The sequence below is a fragment of the Acidimicrobiia bacterium genome (assembly GCA_036271555.1).
Lineage (GTDB): Bacteria > Actinomycetota > Acidimicrobiia > IMCC26256 > PALSA-610 > DATBAK01.
Map to the genome: position 1 here is coordinate 1 of DATBAK010000025.1, position 12,790 is coordinate 12,790.

A 12,790-nucleotide genomic window follows, 5' to 3' on the forward strand; every position below is an offset into this window, starting at 1 on the left:
GGATCCGTCGGTCGCTGGCGCGCGAGCGAGTCGGCGAGCCGCTGGAGGAACAGCACCCGGTTGGGCAGTCCGGTGAGGTTGTCGTGCAGCGCCTCGTGCCGGAGCCGGTCGACGAGGCGCGCGTTCTGCAGCGTGACGCTCGTATGCGCGGCGATCGTCTCGAACAGGCGGCCGTCCTGCTCGTCGAAGCTGGTGACGTCGCCGAGCCGGTTGGCGACGGCGAGAACGCCGATGAGCTTGTCGTCGGCGATGAGCGGGGCGACGATGCAGTCGCGCTGGTCCCGCTGCGCGAGGTGCGCGCGCACCCGAGGATCGCGCGTGCCCTTCGCTCCGACGACAAGACGTCCGCTCTCGACGAGTGCGGCGAGCGACGGGTGGAGCATCGGCTCGACCGTTCGGCGCGGCACCTCGGAGTCGCCTTCGAGCAGGAGCCAGTCGATGCCCTGGTTGTCGCCGTTCGGCAGGATCGCGAGCTCCGCGATCTCCGAGCGCAGCATCTGCCGCGCCTGTGCGAGCACGTCGGTGACGATCTGCTCGGCATCGCCCGAGCCGCGCACGGCCTGCGTGAACTCGTAGAGGAGCTCCAAGCTCGCGTGCCGCTGCCGCAGCGACGCGTACTCGCGGTAAGCGAAGCAGAGGATGAGGCCGATCGCGGCGAGCAGGATCGCGCCGCGCCCGTCGGCCCAGAGGACGGTGACGGCGACGAGGCCGACGCACGCGTTGAACGCGGCGCCGAGCAGCGCGACGCCCAGCACCGCGCGCAGTTGGCCGATCGTCACGCGCTTCTGGTGGATCCAGATGACGACGCTGACGGTCACGACGCTGACGATCGCGGCGGCGATCGCGGCGACGACGGCCGCGGCCCACAGCGACGGTCCGATGCGCACCGGTCCGCCGAGGAGTGCGTGGAACACCACGATCGCGACGCAGTCCTCGAGCACGAAATGACTCAGGTTGAAGACGAGCTTCAGCAGCGCCTGACGACGGTGGAGGATCAGCACCGCGCCCGCGCCGATGAGGTGCGCGAGCAGCAGGTGACCGGGGCTCGCGAACACGAGCGCGACGACGAGCGGGATCTCGTTGAGTGACACCGAGTGCGCGTCGCGTCGGAACTCGATGTGGACGATCGTGAACTCCGACGCCGCGTACGCGACCGCGAACAGCAGCCACGGGATGTGGAGCGCGACGCCGGTCGTCGTCAGGTTCCGGGCCGCGCCGAGATAGGTCGCGATCGCGCCCGCCGCGATGACGAGCGACAGCACGAGCACCCACCCCAGCGGCGCGCGTGACCGAGCGACGCGGTGGGGCCCGTCGTCATCAGGCGCCACGGGAGGCGCGTCTCGGCTGGGCTCCACCCCTTCACATCGGCGTCGCCAGGCCGGATTTGAGGCGCGATCCGCCCTGCGCGCGACTTGTGACGAGGTCGTCGCGCCTGGTCAGAGGCTTTTCGAGCGAACCCGTCGAGTCGCCGAGGTGCGCACTCGGCACCCGGCCGACGGCATGGCGAAGAGGCCAACAGTTGCTAAGGTGCAACACATGGCTCCACGGACCGCGTCCGAGATGGCTTCGGACTCATCCGCGACCGACTCCCTCGACGCCGCGACGGACGCCGTGCTCCTTGCTTCCCGGGCGCTGGTCGGCGTCGCGGTCCGGTCGCTGGAACCGGTCGCGATCACGTTGCCCCAGTTCCGGGCGCTCGTCCTGCTCGCGCAGCACGGGCCTCAGAACGTGGGGGGTCTGGCCGAGCTGCTCGCGATCCACCCGTCGACCGCGACCCGCCTCTGCGATCGCCTGCTCGCGCTGGGGCACATCGAGCGCGCGACTTCGCGTGAGAGCCGGCGCGAGGTGACCGTCGTGCTCAGTGCGCGCGGTCGGGCGCTGGTCCGCAAGGTGACCGTTCGCCGGCGCGAGGAGATCCAGGCGGTCGTCGCCGCGCTGTCACCGGCTCGGCGGGCCGAGCTCGTGTCCGGCTTCGAGGCCTTCGCGGCCGCGGCCGGCGAGCGCCCCGACGACGCCTGGAAGCTCGGCTGGAGCACCTGAAGGCCTGAAGGCGTCAGGAGCGGCGAGCGCAGCGAGTGCGACCAACAAAGCCGAGCGTTGGTTCCCGCAGGAAGGGGCGGCTCGCTGTGCGGCCCGTCCGGGTCGGACCTGAGGCGTCAGGAGCGGCGAGCGTCGGTTCCCGCAGGAAGGGGCGGGTCGCTGTGCGGCCCGTCCGGGTCGGACCTGAGGCGTCAGGAGCGGCGAGCGCAGCGAGTGCGACCAACAAGAAAAGGGCCCGCCGAGAGCTTGGGGGTGCTCGGCGGGCCGTGCGACCGACCGCTGCCAGACGGGTTGAAGACGGCAGGGGGTGGTACCGATCGCATGTGCAGTATAGCAAGTATTGACCCGGTGCAGTCAAGCCCTCTGCCGTCGGATCGCCCAACCGCCGGGCGCGTACCCGTCGGTACGCACGAGCCGGTGCGCGAAGCGCCACCCGCCGTCGGCGGGGACGAGGCGGTCTCGGTACCGGCCCCAATGGTCGAGCCCTGATTCCGACAGCACGAGGAACGCGCTCGCGGCCGTCGCCGCGCTCGGCGACGAGACGGTGATCGTGAGGTTCGTCGAGTAGTGGCGCAGCATCGGGACGTCGCTCAAGGCGACGACGTCGCGGTTCACGCCCGTGAGGAACTCGATGATCGCGGCGCGCCCGTCGACGGTCTGCTCGCCCTTGATCTCGAGCACGCCGTCGACCGCGAAGAGCGCAGCCATCTCCTCGAACCGACCCGCATCGCCCGCGTGGTGATAGCGCGCCAGCGTCTCGCGGATCTCTTCGCGCGCGACGAGCTCCCACACTTCCATCAGTCGACGCGACTCGCGAAGTGTGTGAGCGCGACGCCGTCGGCGACCGGTTCGAACACGACCTCGATGGGCAAGTCGAGCTCGAGCTCGTCCGGCGCGAGGCCGCGCAGGTTGCCGACGAGACGCGGCCCTTCTTCCATCTCCGCGACGACGATCGCATAGGGAACCTCGTCGGCGAAGCCGGGATCGATGGCCCGGTGCGTGATGGTCCACGAGAAGATGCGGCCGCGTCCCGACGCGAGCGCCCACTCCCACCCGTCCGATCCGCACGCGCCGCAGCGGGCGCGTGGAGGGTGCCGCCAGGTCGCGCACGCGGTGCAGCGCTGGAAACGGAGCTCGCCCGCCGCGCAGTGCGCGTAGAACTCCGCGTTGAGGCCCTCGGGCTGCGGGATGAGTTTGTCGCTCACCGGTCGCGTCCCAGGACGAGGATGCTTCCGTCACCGAAGTCGCCCCACCCGGTGACGACGCCGAGCTCGGCCCCGTCGACCTGCGCCGCGCCGGCGGTGCCGCGCAGCTGCCGGCTCGCCTCGACGACGTGGTTCATGCCCCACATGTGTCCCTGCGAAAGCAGGCCGCCGTGCGTGTTGAGCGGCGTGCGGCCGCCGAGCGACAGGTGGCCGTCGCGCACGAATGGTCCGGCCTCGCCGCGACCGCACAGCCCGAGCGCCTCGAGCTGCAGCAGCACGACGTACGTGAAGCAGTCGTAGATCTCGAGGAAGTCGACGTCGCGCGCCTCGACCTCGGCCATCGCGAACGCGCGCGGCGCGGCATCGGTCAGGCCGATGTGGAAGAGGTCGGCGCGGTTCGCGATGTCGTCGGCGGGCGCGGGATGGCCCTCGGCACCACCGAGCACCACGACCGGTCGTTGCTTCAGATCACGCGCGCGCTCGGCCGACGTCACGATCACCGCGGCCGCGCAGTCGGTCTCGAGACAGCAGTCGAAGAGGCGGAACGGCTCCGACACCCACGGCGACGCGAGGTAGTCGTCCATGGTCAACTGCCGGCCGCGCATCACCGCCTTGTCGTTGAGGTGCGCGTGCTCGCGGCACGTGAGCGCGATCGTGCCGGTGTCGGTGGGCAGCGTGCCGTAGAGCTGCTGATGACGGGTCGCGATCCAGCCGTAGAACTGCGCGGCGGCGCGCGCGCCGTACGGCAGGTAGAAGTCGACGATCGTGTCGGCCACTGCCGAGCCGTCGATGCCCTTGCGCGGCCGGCGCGCGCCCGGGCGGGCACGGAACGCCGAATACCCGTTCCATCCCACGACGACGAGCACGGTGTCGGCGACGCCCGCGGCGACTGCGGTTGCCGCGTGCACGATGCCTGCGCACGAGCTCGCGCCGCCCATGTGCGCGGTCGACGAGTAGCGCACGTCGGGAACGCCGAGGTTCGCGGCGAGCTCTTCGACCGTCGTGTATCCGGGCGGCGGCACGATGCCGTCGATGTCCTGCGGCGTGAGTCCCGCGTCCGCGATCGCGCCGGCGGCCGCGTCGAGCATGAGCTCGACCGGCAACTTGTCGGACGGCCGCTCGTACGCGGTCTCCGCGATCCCTGCGATCGCGACGGTGCCCGAGAAGCCGCCTGCCACGGCGGCGGACCTTAGTGCGGCACTACGGCTTCACTGCGAGGGCGACGGTCGACGCGTGGTACGGGCTTGCGTCGCCATACATCTCCGCGTCGCCGAACACGCGAATGCTGCCGTCGGTCTGGAGCAGCCAATAGCCGTGGCCGGTCTGTGACGCGCCGATCGACACGACCGGCAGCGAGCTGCAGAACCCGAGGTTCGAGAGCGAGCCGTAGTTCGCAGCCGCGCCGAACGGGTGCACGGTGCCGTCGGACGTCACGAGCCAGTAGCCGTCGCCGTCGGGCGTCACCGCGACGCGCACGATCGGATGCGCGAGGGTCAGGCCACCGGTCGAGCCGAAGAAGTGCGCGTCGCCGAAGCTGAAGACGCCGCCGTCCGACGCGTACAGCCAGTAGCCGTGGCCCGTCGGCGTCGCGGCCATGCCGATGACGGGCGCGTTGAGGTGCATCGCGCCCGTCGAGCCCTCGAACCGCGCGTCGCCGAAGCTGAACACGCCACCGTCGGACGCGAGCAGCCAGTAGCCGTGGCCGGTCGGCGTCGCGGCCATGCCGATGACGGGCGCGTTGAGGTGCATCGCGCCGGTCGAGCCGTAGAAGGGCGCGTCACCGAAGCTGAAGATGCCGCCGTCGCGACCGAGCAGCCAATAGCCGTTGCCCGTCGTGCGTGCGGTCATGCCGGTGATCGCGGCGTTGAGATGACGCGACGCCATGCCGCCGTAGTAGTGCGCGGCACCGAACGAGTAGACCGCGCCGGCGCCGGTCGTCGCCCAGTAGCCCGACGCCGATGCAGTGGTCGGGTGCTGCTCGGGGAGCGACGGATAGCGGCACTGGTTGCCCGCGGTCAGACCTTGCGAGAGTCGCAGCGACAGGTACGGGTCGATCGCGGTGTGATCCGGATGACGGATCTCGAAGTGCAGGTGCGGCACGCTCGTCTCCGCGTTGCCGCTGTCGCCCATGTACGCGACGAACTGTCCCGCGTGCACGTGCGCGCCGATCTCGATGCCGGGTGCGAAGCGCCATTGCGGCGGGTTCGCGCCGTCGTCGGTGCCGGGCGTGTCGTTGTTGATGTGCCCGTAGTTGTAGTGCCAGCCCTGCGCGTCGGTGATCTCGAGCCAGTTGCCGCCGGTGCCGCTCGCGTCCTGCACCATCCACGTGACGGTGCCGTCGACCGCGGCGAGCTCGTGGAAGAGGCGCGAGCCGATGAGGTCGTTGCCGAGGTGGCGGCGCGTGCAGCCGTCGCGGCAATCGCCGAACGTGTCCGTGTAGTCGACGTGCTCCTGCACGGGGAAGTGGATGTGCCGGAACTCCGGCACGCCGTTGCCCCCGCCGTCGGCGACGGCCGCGGTGGCGGTGACGAACGAGCCGGTGCTGAGTGCGAGAAAGGTCAGGCCGGCGGCGATGGCCCGGCGCGTCGAAGTGCGAATGAGAGTTCCCCCTGCTCGTCGTACGAGGCCGGATCGGCACGGGTCCGGGAAAACTTGACCCGCTCAGTCTTGCCCCGCCGGGGGCCCGGAGTAGAGTGGTTACTCGTCAGTAACTTTTCGTGCCGGGCTGCGACCGCGCCCGTGGAGGCGACCGTGGCGGACTTCTCGCTCGAGCTCAACGACGACCAGCTCCAACTCCAGAAGTGGGTGCACGACTTCGCCTCGGACGTCGTGCGGCCGGTGGCTGCGGAGTGGGACGAGCGCGAGGAGACCCCGTGGCCGGTCATCCAGGAGGCCGCGAACATCGGGCTGTACTCGATGGACTTCATCGCGAACGCCTTCGGCGACCCGACCGGCATCACGTTCCCGATGATCTCCGAAGAGCTCTGCTGGGGTGACGCCGGCATCGCGCTCGCGATCTTCGGCACGACGCTCGGTGTCTCCGGCATCGTCGGCAACGGCACGCCCGAGCAGATCGGGGAGTGGCTGCCCGAGTGCTTCGGTACCCCCGAGGATCTCCACGTCGCCGCGTTCGCGGTGAGCGAGCCCGACGCGGGTTCCGATGTCTCGTCGCTGCGCACGCGTGCGGAGTACGACGAGAAGACCGACGAGTGGGTGCTCAACGGCACGAAGACGTGGATCACGAACGGCGGCATCACGCACGTGCCGTGCGTGCACGTCGTCGTCGCGGCCGTCGATCCCGAGCTCAAGAGCCGTGGTCACGCGAGCTTCGTCGTCCCGCCGGGCACGAAGGGCCTGACGATGGGCCAGAAGTTCTCGAAGATGGGCATTCGCGCGTCGCACACCGCCGAGGTCGTGCTCGACGACGTGCGCGTCCCCGGGCGCTGCCTGCTCGGCGGTAAGGAGAAGCTCGACGATCGCATGGCGCGGGCGCGCGAGGGCAAGAGCTCGCGCGTGCAGGCCGCGATGAGCACGTTCGAGGCGTCGCGCCCGTTGGTTGGCGCGCAGGCGCTCGGCATCGCGCGCGCCGCGTACGAGTACGCGCTCGATTACGCGAAGGAACGGCAGGCGTTCGGTCGCCCGATCATCATGAACCAGGCGATCGCGTTCAAGCTTGCCGACATGCGGATGCAGATCGACGCGGCCCGATTGCTCGTGTACCGCGCGTGCTGGATGAGCGCGACCGGCAAGCACTTCGAGGCCGGCGAAGGCAGCATGTCGAAGCTGTACGCGGGCGAGACCGCGGTGCGCGTGACCGACGAAGCGATCCAAATCCTCGGCGGTGCCGGCTACGTGAAGGACCACCCGGTCGAGCGCTGGCACCGCGACTCGAAGATCTACACGATCTTCGAAGGGACGTCGGAGATCCAGCGTCTCGTCGTCGCCCGCGCCGTGTCCGGCCTGCACATCCCGTAACCCGTCGCCGATTCCTCGCCGTCGCGCTCAGGCGGTGAGCTCGGCGTCGAGGAACGCGAGCTCGAGGTCGGGATCGTCGACGAGGTCGCTCTGACGGCTGCCGCGCGGACCGACCTGTGGAATACGGAACGACAGCGCGAACGCGAGATAGACGACGACGGCCGCGAAGATCAGCGGCGCGTGCGCGCCGGACACGATGGCGGCGTGGTGACTCTGCGTCGTGAGCATCGCGCTGATGATCGCGATGCCGAGCGACGCGCCGATCATGCGCACCGTGGTGTTCGCACCGCTTGCCGCGCCGGCGCGATCGGCGGGGACATCGGAGAGGATCACGTTGTTGAGCTGCGATCCGGCGAAGCCGATCCCGACGCCGAGCAGCACGAAGCCGGGAAGCAGTGCCGCGAACGCGAGGCTCGGCGTGAGCGCGACGGCACACGCGGCGAGGCCCGTTGCGACGAGGCACAGTCCGGCGCGCACCACGTTGGTCGTGCCGATCCGCCGGGTCATCCAGTTCCCGAGTTGCGAGCCCGCCACGATCGCGACACCCGACGGCACGAGCCACAGCCCGGTTTCGATCGCCGACAGGCCGCGACCGTCTTGCAGTACGACCGACATCACGAGGAGGAACGCGACCTGCCCCATCGCCATGAGCAGCAGGGTCGTCGTTCCGAAGCGGAACGCCGGCCGCTCGAGGTTGGAGAACGCGAACAGCGGACTGCGGTGCGTGCGCTCCTTGGCGCGCTCCACGCGGTGGAACGTGAAGAGCAAACCGGCCGCCAGCACGAACGCGACCGGGACGATGGACACCGGCATCGACGTGCGCCAGACCGATGCGCCGAGAACAACGAGCGACTTCTTTGCCGCGAACCAGCCGTAGGTCTCGCCTTCGCTGATACCGAAGACGAGCATGAACATGCCTGACGCGATCAGCAGCGCGCCCGGGACGTCGATCCGCTCGCGATGCTCCGCGCGCGGTGAGGGTCGCACGAAGAGCAGCGCGCCGAGGATCGCGATGGGCGCGACGATCACGTTGATGCGAAAGGCCCAGCGCCAGGAGTAGTTGGTGGTGAGGAACCCGCCGAGCATCGGACCGAACGCGACCGCGGCGCCGAGCACCGCGCCCCACGCGGAGAACGCGGTCGCGCGTTCGTGGCCGCTGAACGTTCCCGACATGACGCTCAACGTCGCGGGGAGCATGAGCGACGCGCCGATGCCTTCGATGATCGCCTCGCCGAGCACGAGCGACGGCACGCCGGTCGACAGCGACGCGATGAGCGACCCGAGCGCGAACAGCGCGGCGCCGATGATGAACATCCGGCGCGCGCCGAAGATGTCGCCGAGCCTCCCGCTGATGATGAGCAGCGCCGCGAACGTGAGGCTGTAGCCCGTGATCACCCACTGCAGGCTCGGGAGCGTGGTGTGGAAGTCGTGCAGGATCGTGGGGATCGCGACGTTCAGGACCGTGCTGTCGAGCGCCGCGATGAGCGCCGCCATCAGCATGATGGCGAGAGTGATCCAGCGGCGCGGGTCCGGCGCGACCGTCTCGGTCCCGGCGGGCATACCGGTTGCGGATTCCTGCACGACGTCTACCTCTTCCTTGCTAAGTGGAATGCCCCTCCGGTACTATACGGAAGATGATTCCGGTTAGCAACTCCGAGGGCGCGGGGGCCGCGATGGTCGGGGAATCGTCCCAATCACTGGAGTCGGCCGTTCCGACGGCGGCGGGGGATGCCGGATCGAGGCCGATGCGGGCCGACGCCCGTCGCAACCGGCAGCGGGTGTTCGACGCGGCCCGGGCGCTGTTCGCGACACCCGACGGCGATCCGTCGATGGAGCAGATCGCGCGCGCGGCCGGCGTCGGAGTCGGGACGATGTACCGGAACTGGCCGAGCCGCTCCGCGCTCGTCGAGGCGATCTACCAAGACGACCTCGCCGAGCTTCGCACCTTGGCCGAACGGCATCACGCCGAGCAGGAACCTTGGGACGCGCTTGTGTCGTGGTTGCACGACTACGTGAGCCACGCGCACGCCAAGCGCCAGATGCTCGCCGAGCTCAGCGCCGCGTTCGATGCGCGACCCGAATTGCGCACCGACTCGCGTCGCCGCGTGCTCGACGCGGCCACGATCGTGCTCGACCCCGCGCGCGGGGCCGGCGCGGTACGCGCAGACGTGACCGAGACCGACCTCTTGCAACTCGTGCGCGGAATCGTGCTCCCGGGAGTCGCGCCGCCCGAGCGCTACGCCTTCCTCTTGGAGATCGTGCTCGCCGGCATACGCACGTCTCGGTCCTGACCATCAAGACGTGAGATAGCTGTGGACCTCGCTCTCGCTGATCTCGGGCAACGCGAGACCGAGTTCTCGAGCGATCGGGCCGATGCTGTCGATGACGAGCCGATCCGCGGCCTCCCGCGACTCGTAGACGTCGACTGCCCGCATGCCGTCGTCGGTTTGTGCGGCCCAATGGAACAGCACGCCGGGCGCCGAGCGGCCCGCCGGCAAACCGAGCCGGCGCACGAGCGCGCCCATCAGCTCGTCGTATTCATCGCAGGTCCAGCCCTTCGCCTCGAACGTTCGCACAACTGCCACCGCGCGTCTCCTCCGCGTGATACTCCGAGTCGGACTATCTAAGGTAATACTCCGACTCGGAGTATTGTCAAGGGATATGGCGAAGCGAACCGCGACCACGGCCAACGCGATCCTCGGACTCCTCGCGCTGCGCGAGGAGTGGTCGACGTGGGAGCTCACGACGCAACTGCGGCGCAACTTGCGGTTCTTCTGGCCGAGGGCCGAAAGCCAGATCTACGCCGAGGTCAAGGCGCTGGTCGTCCGAGGAGTGGCGCGCGATCGTCAGACGTTCGTTGGTCGCCGCGCGCGTACGAGCTACACCATCACGGCCGCCGGACGTCGCGCGTTGGCAGCGTGGCTGGCAACACCGCCGAAGGCGACGACCCTCGAGTGTGAGCCCCTGCTCCGGGTGTTCCTCGCCGACTTCAACACGAGGGAACAACTCGGCGCCGCGCTCGATCAGGTGCGCGCCGACGCCGACGCAATCCTCGACGTCGGACGCATCGTGGGCGCCGAGTACCTCGCGGGTACCGCTCCCTTTCAAGACCAGATCCACGTGCGCGCGCTCGTGTTCGACTTCCTGTCGAGCCACGCGCTCACGCTGCGCGCGTGGGCGGATCGCACCGAAAAGGCTCTCGACGCATGGGAAGGCGCCGCACCCCGCACGCGTGAGCGCGCAGCTCGAGCCTCGATCAGACGAACGTTCGAGGCCTATCCGGCAACGCCGAGGTAGCGGCGCAATGCCGACGGCAACCGGTCGTCGCCGCGTCGCCGCGCGACGTCACGGCTGCTCGAGCAGTGCCTTCAGTCGACGGAGGTCCTTGCGGTTCGGGGCGCGTACCGCGATCGCCATGAACGGCGCGACCAGTCGACTGAATCCGGACGGCTCGCCCCGGTTGCGCAACGACATCAACGTCGAGCCGTCGGCGCGTCCCGACTACCGGTACGTCGTCTCCATCGGAAACGGACCCTGCGCGGTGCGCAGCACGATCCGTTCGTCCGGTACGAGCTCGACGATCTCGTACGTGTAGCGAAGTTCTCGGCCGAGGAACCGCGCGACGAAATCGATCTGGGAGCCGGTCTGCACGATCGCCGCCGGCTTCCACTCGGCCGACTTGATGTTCGCGTACCACTCCGGCGTGTTCGCCGGATCCGCGGTGTAACCCGCGACACGCGCGAGCGGCTGGTCGATGACGATCTCCGTCGTCACGTCGAGCACGAAGGCGACTCTACCTGTGGCGGCTCGTGCCGTGGCTCGGCGCGCGCGGATTGCGGTATGGCGATGGTCGATGTCGACTCAGATCATCACACCGCGCCGATGCGCGTCGGCGGCGACGACGCGCGTCGCGAGCTCCGAGAGTCGCGTCCGTTGCGACGGGCCGAGGTCGGCCACGAGCGCGTCGATGTCGTGTGCGAAGGCTGCGGTTGCGCGGTCGATGAGGCGCCGGCCCGCGGCGGTGATGGTGACGTGCACGCGCCGGCCGTCGACGCGTGAGGGCGTGCGGCGTACGAGGCCGCGTTCCTCGGCGCGGTCGACGAGCCCGGTCACGCTCGACTTGTCGAGGTCGAGAAAGGTCGCGAGCTCGTTGATCGTCGGTTGGCGGTCGCGCAGGATGCCGAGCAGGCGGGCCTGGACGACCGAGGCATCGTGCGCGGCGGCCACGCGCGTCAACGAGCCGTGCACCGCGAACGTGAGCTGCGCGAGCGCGTCCACCAGCCCGAGGTCGGGTGCGTTCGCAGACGGCATCGCGTGCTCCTCTTGAAATAGTTGGTGGCACCACTCATGATAGTTGGTGACACCAACGAACTGACGGAGCCTCGAGATGCGCGCCGCCGTGGTCCGATCCTTCGACGCACCACCGAAGTACGAGTGGTTCGCGACGCCGGAATCGAACGATCCCAACGAGGTCGTGGTCGATGTGCTCGCGGCCGGGCTCCATCCACGGGTGCGCAGCGGCGCATCGGGTCGCCACTATTCGAGCACCGGTTCGTTGCCCATCGTCCCGGGCATCGACGGCGTCGGACAGTTGCCCGACGGCCGGCGCGTCTACTTCGTCACGGTCGACGACGCGCGCGGGTCGATGGCCGAGCGCGCGGTCGTCGACGTGCGCCGAACGGTCCCGCTGCCCGAAGGCGTCGACGTCGTGAAGGTCGCGGCCGCGATGAATCCCGCGATGTCGTCGTGGGTCGCGCTGCGCCGGCGCGTGCAGCTTCAACCGGGACAGTCGGTCCTCGTGCTCGGCGCGACCGGCAACGCCGGGTCGATGGCGATCCAGGTCGCGAGACGCCTCGGTGCCGGTCGTGTGATCGGTGCGGGCCGCAATCCGGGGCGACTCGCCGCGCTGTCGGAGCTCGGCGCCGACGAGGTCGTCGCGCTCGATGACGCGAGCGTGCTCGGAGCCGCGGCCGCGGATGTCGACGTCGTCGTCGACTACGTCTGGGGTGCCCCGGCCGTGCGGGCGATGGTCGCGATTCTCGAGGCGAGGGCCGACCGCAGCCGCGCCCTCGACTGGATTCAGATCGGCGCGGTCGCGGGGGCCACGATCGAGCTGCCCTCGGCGGCGCTGCGGGCGGCCAACCTTCGAGTGCAGGGCAGCGGTCAAGGCGCGGTGAGCACTGCCGCCTACGTCGCCGAGCTGCCGGCGCTGGTCGACGAGATCCGGCGGGGCGCGATCGCCGTGCGGACGCAGGCCGTACCGCTCGCCGAGGTGGAACGAGCCTGGTCGGCAGCCGAGACCGCGGGCGTCCGTACCGTGCTGGTTCCGGACGTGCACTGCTGTGTTGTCCCGCGAGGTTGGTCGCGTGGGTGATGGGTGGGTCGCCTCCGAGGGCGGTGTGGCCGCGGTGATGGTTGTAGAGGTGTAGCCAACGGTCAAGAGCGCGGGCTCGCTGACGGTTCGATGTGTAGAGGCGGGCGTATGCCCATTCGTCGGCGAGGGTGCGGTTGAATCGCTCGATCTTGCCGTTGGTTTGTGGTCGTCGAGGTCGGATCCGCCGGTGCTCGAT

13 protein-coding genes and 2 pseudogenes are annotated in these 12,790 nt (G+C 69.6%); 5 read left to right on the forward strand and 10 right to left on the reverse strand.

Translation table 11 applies throughout. The features are described from left to right. Positions 1 to 1,262 (reverse strand): GAF domain-containing protein (locus tag VH914_07390; GenBank protein ID HEX4491013.1); only part of this gene is annotated, 1,262 nt, incomplete at its 3' end. A 274-nt stretch (positions 1,263 to 1,536) separates the two neighbouring features. Here VH914_07390 and VH914_07395 point away from each other — a divergent pair. Then, the gene (locus tag VH914_07395) at positions 1,537 to 2,040 is read left to right on the forward strand and encodes a MarR family transcriptional regulator (GenBank protein HEX4491014.1); all 504 of its coding nucleotides are present in this window, start codon (positions 1,537 to 1,539) and stop codon (positions 2,038 to 2,040) included. A 354-nt stretch (positions 2,041 to 2,394) separates the two neighbouring features. Here the strand turns inward: VH914_07395 and VH914_07400 are convergent, their stop codons facing one another. Genes VH914_07400 through VH914_07415 form a run of 4 tightly spaced genes read right to left on the reverse strand, consistent with a single transcriptional unit; the run spans position 2,395 to position 5,732 of the window. Beyond that, positions 2,395 to 2,838 carry a nuclear transport factor 2 family protein gene (locus VH914_07400; GenBank protein ID HEX4491015.1) on the reverse strand — a complete coding sequence of 148 codons (444 nt, stop codon included), beginning with the start codon at positions 2,836 to 2,838 and terminating at the stop codon, positions 2,395 to 2,397. Then, the gene (locus tag VH914_07405; protein HEX4491016.1) at positions 2,838 to 3,245 is read right to left on the reverse strand and encodes a Zn-ribbon domain-containing OB-fold protein; all 408 of its coding nucleotides are present in this window, start codon (positions 3,243 to 3,245) and stop codon (positions 2,838 to 2,840) included. Before VH914_07405 ends, VH914_07400 begins: the two co-directional genes overlap by 1 nt. Further along, on the reverse strand, positions 3,242 to 4,423 hold the full coding sequence (locus tag VH914_07410) for a transporter (protein HEX4491017.1): 1,182 nt from the start codon (positions 4,421 to 4,423) through the stop codon (positions 3,242 to 3,244). Before VH914_07410 ends, VH914_07405 begins: the two co-directional genes overlap by 4 nt. A 22-nt stretch (positions 4,424 to 4,445) precedes the next feature. After that, entirely contained in the window at positions 4,446 to 5,732 is a 1,287-nt protein-coding gene (locus VH914_07415) for a M23 family metallopeptidase (protein ID HEX4491018.1), read from the reverse strand. Between the two features lie 264 nt (positions 5,733 to 5,996). Between VH914_07415 and VH914_07420 the strand changes: the two genes are divergently transcribed. Then, a complete protein-coding gene (locus VH914_07420) occupies positions 5,997 to 7,220 on the forward strand; it encodes an acyl-CoA dehydrogenase family protein (protein ID HEX4491019.1) in 1,224 nt (407 codons plus the stop codon). 27 nt (positions 7,221 to 7,247) lie between these two features. Here the strand turns inward: VH914_07420 and VH914_07425 are convergent, their stop codons facing one another. Continuing rightward, on the reverse strand, positions 7,248 to 8,801 hold the full coding sequence (locus VH914_07425; protein ID HEX4491020.1) for an MFS transporter: 1,554 nt from the start codon (positions 8,799 to 8,801) through the stop codon (positions 7,248 to 7,250). Positions 8,802 to 8,965: 164 nt separating this feature from the next. On the opposite strand from VH914_07425, the gene VH914_07430 reads away from it, so the two are divergent. Then, on the forward strand, positions 8,966 to 9,511 hold the full coding sequence (locus VH914_07430) for a helix-turn-helix domain-containing protein (GenBank protein ID HEX4491021.1): 546 nt from the start codon (positions 8,966 to 8,968) through the stop codon (positions 9,509 to 9,511). Between the two features lie 3 nt (positions 9,512 to 9,514). On the opposite strand, the gene VH914_07435 is transcribed toward VH914_07430, so the two are convergent. Continuing rightward, positions 9,515 to 9,805, reverse strand: a complete 291-nt coding sequence (locus tag VH914_07435; protein ID HEX4491022.1) for a hypothetical protein — start codon at positions 9,803 to 9,805, stop codon at positions 9,515 to 9,517. Between the two features lie 76 nt (positions 9,806 to 9,881). Here VH914_07435 and VH914_07440 point away from each other — a divergent pair, with 76 nt between their 5' ends. After that, on the forward strand, positions 9,882 to 10,517 hold the full coding sequence (locus tag VH914_07440; GenBank protein ID HEX4491023.1) for a PadR family transcriptional regulator: 636 nt from the start codon (positions 9,882 to 9,884) through the stop codon (positions 10,515 to 10,517). A 48-nt stretch (positions 10,518 to 10,565) separates the two neighbouring features. Here VH914_07440 and VH914_07445 read toward each other — a convergent pair. Further along, a pseudogene (locus VH914_07445) lies at positions 10,566 to 11,003 on the reverse strand (SRPBCC family protein). Positions 11,004 to 11,081: 78 nt separating this feature from the next. After that, positions 11,082 to 11,531, reverse strand: coding sequence for a MarR family transcriptional regulator (locus tag VH914_07450; protein HEX4491024.1), 450 nt, complete (start codon positions 11,529 to 11,531; stop codon positions 11,082 to 11,084). 76 nt (positions 11,532 to 11,607) lie between these two features. On the opposite strand from VH914_07450, the gene VH914_07455 reads away from it, so the two are divergent. Next, positions 11,608 to 12,594 (forward strand): zinc-binding alcohol dehydrogenase family protein, encoded by a 987-nt coding sequence (locus VH914_07455; GenBank protein HEX4491025.1) that lies wholly within the window; start codon positions 11,608 to 11,610, stop codon positions 12,592 to 12,594. Here the strand turns inward: VH914_07455 and VH914_07460 are convergent. Then, positions 12,560 to 12,790, reverse strand: a pseudogene (locus VH914_07460) (integrase core domain-containing protein). The gene VH914_07455 and the pseudogene VH914_07460 sit on opposite strands and share 35 nt — an antisense overlap.

What these genes read in the sequence shown, in the direction of transcription:
- VH914_07455 (HEX4491025.1), top strand. Translation starts at nt 11,608, where the DNA reads ATGCGCGCCGCCGTGGTCCGATCCTTCGACGCACCACCGAAGTACGAG.
- VH914_07430 (HEX4491021.1), top strand. Translation starts at nt 8,966, where the DNA reads ATGCGGGCCGACGCCCGTCGCAACCGGCAGCGGGTGTTCGACGCGGCC.
- VH914_07450 (HEX4491024.1), bottom strand. Translation starts at nt 11,531, where the DNA reads ATGCCGTCTGCGAACGCACCCGACCTCGGGCTGGTGGACGCGCTCGCG.
- VH914_07400 (HEX4491015.1), bottom strand. Translation starts at nt 2,838, where the DNA reads ATGGAAGTGTGGGAGCTCGTCGCGCGCGAAGAGATCCGCGAGACGCTG.
- VH914_07395 (HEX4491014.1), top strand. Translation starts at nt 1,537, where the DNA reads ATGGCTCCACGGACCGCGTCCGAGATGGCTTCGGACTCATCCGCGACC.
- VH914_07440 (HEX4491023.1), top strand. Translation starts at nt 9,882, where the DNA reads ATGGCGAAGCGAACCGCGACCACGGCCAACGCGATCCTCGGACTCCTC.